At 61.6% G+C, this 2791-nt stretch carries 6 protein-coding genes; 4 read left to right on the plus strand and 2 right to left on the minus strand.

Features of this window, described 5'->3' with window-relative positions; all coding sequences use genetic code 11:
* Positions 1-464: C45 family autoproteolytic acyltransferase/hydrolase (locus tag ABSG20_RS33995; protein WP_423868817.1), on the minus strand; the 464-nt coding region annotated here is incomplete at its 3' end.
* 532 nt (positions 465-996) lie between these two features.
* On the opposite strand from ABSG20_RS33995, the gene ABSG20_RS34000 reads away from it, so the two are divergent.
* The 3 genes from ABSG20_RS34000 (at position 997) to ABSG20_RS34010 (ending at position 1998) form a co-directional block, all read left to right on the plus strand.
* Positions 997-1293 carry a type II toxin-antitoxin system RelE/ParE family toxin gene (locus ABSG20_RS34000; RefSeq protein WP_423868818.1) on the plus strand — a complete coding sequence of 99 codons (297 nt, stop codon included), beginning with the start codon at positions 997-999 and terminating at the stop codon, positions 1291-1293.
* A gap of 2 nt (positions 1294-1295) precedes the next feature.
* Positions 1296-1613: an addiction module antidote protein gene (locus tag ABSG20_RS34005; RefSeq protein WP_423868819.1), complete on the plus strand. Its 318-nt coding sequence runs from the start codon at positions 1296-1298 to the stop codon at positions 1611-1613.
* Positions 1614-1725: 112 nt separating this feature from the next.
* Positions 1726-1998: a hypothetical protein gene (locus tag ABSG20_RS34010; protein WP_423868820.1), complete on the plus strand. Its 273-nt coding sequence runs from the start codon at positions 1726-1728 to the stop codon at positions 1996-1998.
* A 110-nt stretch (positions 1999-2108) separates the two neighbouring features.
* Here ABSG20_RS34010 and ABSG20_RS34015 read toward each other — a convergent pair whose 3' ends face one another.
* Positions 2109-2432 carry a hypothetical protein gene (locus ABSG20_RS34015; RefSeq protein ID WP_423868821.1) on the minus strand — a complete coding sequence of 108 codons (324 nt, stop codon included), beginning with the start codon at positions 2430-2432 and terminating at the stop codon, positions 2109-2111.
* Positions 2433-2602: 170 nt separating this feature from the next.
* Between ABSG20_RS34015 and ABSG20_RS34020 the strand changes: the two genes are divergently transcribed.
* Positions 2603-2791: helix-turn-helix domain-containing protein (locus tag ABSG20_RS34020; RefSeq protein WP_423868822.1), on the plus strand; the 189-nt coding region annotated here is incomplete at its 3' end.

A 2791-nucleotide genomic window follows, 5' to 3' on the forward strand; every position in this document is an offset into this window, starting at 1 on the left:
GTGAGCCCGTGCTCGTTCATGCCGTCCAGCCGCCCGGTCAACTGATGGCTGCCGCCGATGCTGGCGTAGCTGCCGCGCGCCTGCACGAGGGCGAAGCGCGCCTCATACCCTCGCGGCCGGAAGTCATAGTTGCGGCCATACACGCTACCGCTGATGACCGCCGAGCAACCGCCGGTCGGCATCCGCAAGCTGTCGTTTCCGAAATACGTGACCGCTTGCTCCATCGGGATGTTCAGCCCATCGGCGATCCCGCCGATCTCCTCCCATAGCGCGGGGGCGTAAGCCTTGAACGCGCCCTCCTCGGTTCGAATGTTGAACCACCACGGCAGCCGCACCTTCCTACGGAGAAACGCCTTACCCTTGCGTGTGAGCGCAAAAGCATCAGCCTGAGCGCGGCCGACTTCGTAAGGCGTGCCGCGACATTGCACAAAACTGACGCGAAGCGTCTTGGCAGCGGACGCCATTTTGGTGCCTTAGACGGGTCTATTCGAACGGGTGCATGCTGCCACTATATGGCAGCGCCGATCCGTCGCAAGCCGAGCTGCGGTGCAATCACACTTGCTCCACAGCCAGGTCTGCAATGGGTCAGTCGCCACACGCTCGGGCCGGCGGCAGGCCCCGCCATGTCGGCTCTACCCCAATGGCGACCGAGTTTGGCGTCGCAGATCTCGTAACCCCACCGACTAATTCATGCCATCGCATCGAGCGTTCGAACTCTATGAGGGCAGCCGGGAGAAAGCGGGAAAGTCGAAGTATGAAACGAGCTGCGTAGCGTGCCGCGTCTCTCGCATCGATCGATTCCGTTTCATCGAAGATCGCCGTGCGGACTATCCGGTGAGGATTCTATATGACGTGCTCGGGGTTTCGCCGGCGGGCTATTATCGCGACCCCAACCTAGCGCCCCGCAGCCGCAGGTGTTCGCGCCCGCTGCTAATTTGTAATATATAGATTACATTTCCGCTTGCGTACTTGTAATCTATAGATTACAGGTACTGCATGATCGATGTTCGCGAAACACCTGATTTCACCAACTGGCTCGCTGCCCTGAGCGATCAGCGCGCCCGCTTGCAGATCGTTCGCCGGATCAGCCGGGTTGCCGCTGGAAACTTCGGCGATGCTAAGTCGGTCGGTGGCGCGGTTAGCGAGCTTCGCATCGACCACGGGCCGGGATACCGGGTTTACTACACCCGGCGCGGCAAGTCCGTCGTCATCCTACTCTGCGGCGGCGACAAGCGGACCCAGAGTAAGGACATTCGGAAGGCCAAGGAAATCGCAGAGACATTGGAGGACTAAGGATGAAAGTCAGCAAACTAAAGAAGTTCGACGCCGCCGAGCACCTTCGCACACCGGAGGCACGCGCGGAGTATCTGAACATCGTTCTTGCCGATGGTGATCCCGCCGAAGTCCGTGACGCCCTCAACCTCGTCGCTCGCGCGCAGGGTATGAGCGAGATCGCAAAGGCCGCTGGCGTGACCAGAGAAGGGCTTTACAAGACACTCGGCGAGAATGGCAACCCGGAGTTCGCAACCGTCCTGCGGGTCATCGGGGCCATGGGAATCCGGCTTGTCGCAGAACCGGCCCGAGCCAAGCCGAAGAAGAAAGCCGTGACCTGATGACAAAGACACCGAGCGAGGAAGTCACGCCGCCCGCCCGTGTTGAGAGCGGCGAGCAAGAAACCTTTACCAGCACCGAGGTTGACGCATTCCCTGCGGCAAATGAGAGGTAATGCGATATACCTCGCGCAGATTCTCTGCGTCCGACGAACTCACGGCTGTCCTCTTTGCCATGCTGATGGCGGCCGAGGCGGCCGGCCTTGAGCATTTCAGCGGGGCAAACCTGGTTGACCGCTGGGGTGGCGCGATCGAAGTCGCATCGTTCGAGCGCCGGCGCGCCAAGAAGCTCAGCGACACGCTCTATGCGTTCTGGGAATTCCAGACCGAAGCCGGCGGCCGGCTCGAATTGATGCTGCCGCCGCGATTCGGACGCCGATCAAGATAATCGCGTAGCGCGGGCCCTGATCAAACACGGACATCTGGCGACTGTCGCAACCATCAATCCGACCAACCGCTGTCCGCAGGTCATCGTCATGCCAGTGGAAGTGGGAGGTTTCAGCGGGAGTACGTTTCGCTGTTCGGATTGGCGCGGGAACGACGCGGCATTTCCGAAAGCTGAAGCAAGAGATGGATGAGGCTGGAGTCGAGCCGGTGTTTGGAAGTTAACAAAATTGGCGTGGCGGCCGGATCGCTGTCCGACATCGAGCCATATTGGCCGGCCGGGGAGAGCCTGACGCCAACGCGCCGCAGCCCCAAACCGCGCTGACGGCTTCGGTGATCTCCAGCAGAATGCGCGCGGTTCGCGATGCTACCGCAGGTCGCCATCAGCGGCGTCGGCACTTCGCCTGGGTCCGTGCGCATCCGGGTCAGCGGCGCCATCACGACGCGATGGGCCAGCGCATGGGGTCCAAGCTGAAACGGCGAGAACGAAGCAGTCATGGCGCGAATTCCTGACCGGGTTCGAGGGGTGCTTGTCCGCAGATCGACCCGAAAGGGCTCGCGCGAAAGGCCGCGCCGTGGCATCTCATCTATTCCAAGGGAGAATGCTGATGGATCGGCTTGACGCGATGCGCTTGTTCGTTCGGGTGGTGGAGACGGGCAGTTTCTCCGCCGTTGCGCGCGAGGCGAATATCGGTCAGCCGGCCGTCAGCAAGCAAATCGCCGCGCTCGAGGAACATCTGCGCGCGCAGCTCCTGCATCGAACTTCGCGCAACCTCAGCCTGACCGAGGCTGGCCAG

Origin of the sequence: Bradyrhizobium sp. (assembly GCF_049512235.1) — a bacterium.
Classification (GTDB): Bacteria; Pseudomonadota; Alphaproteobacteria; order Rhizobiales; family Xanthobacteraceae; genus Bradyrhizobium.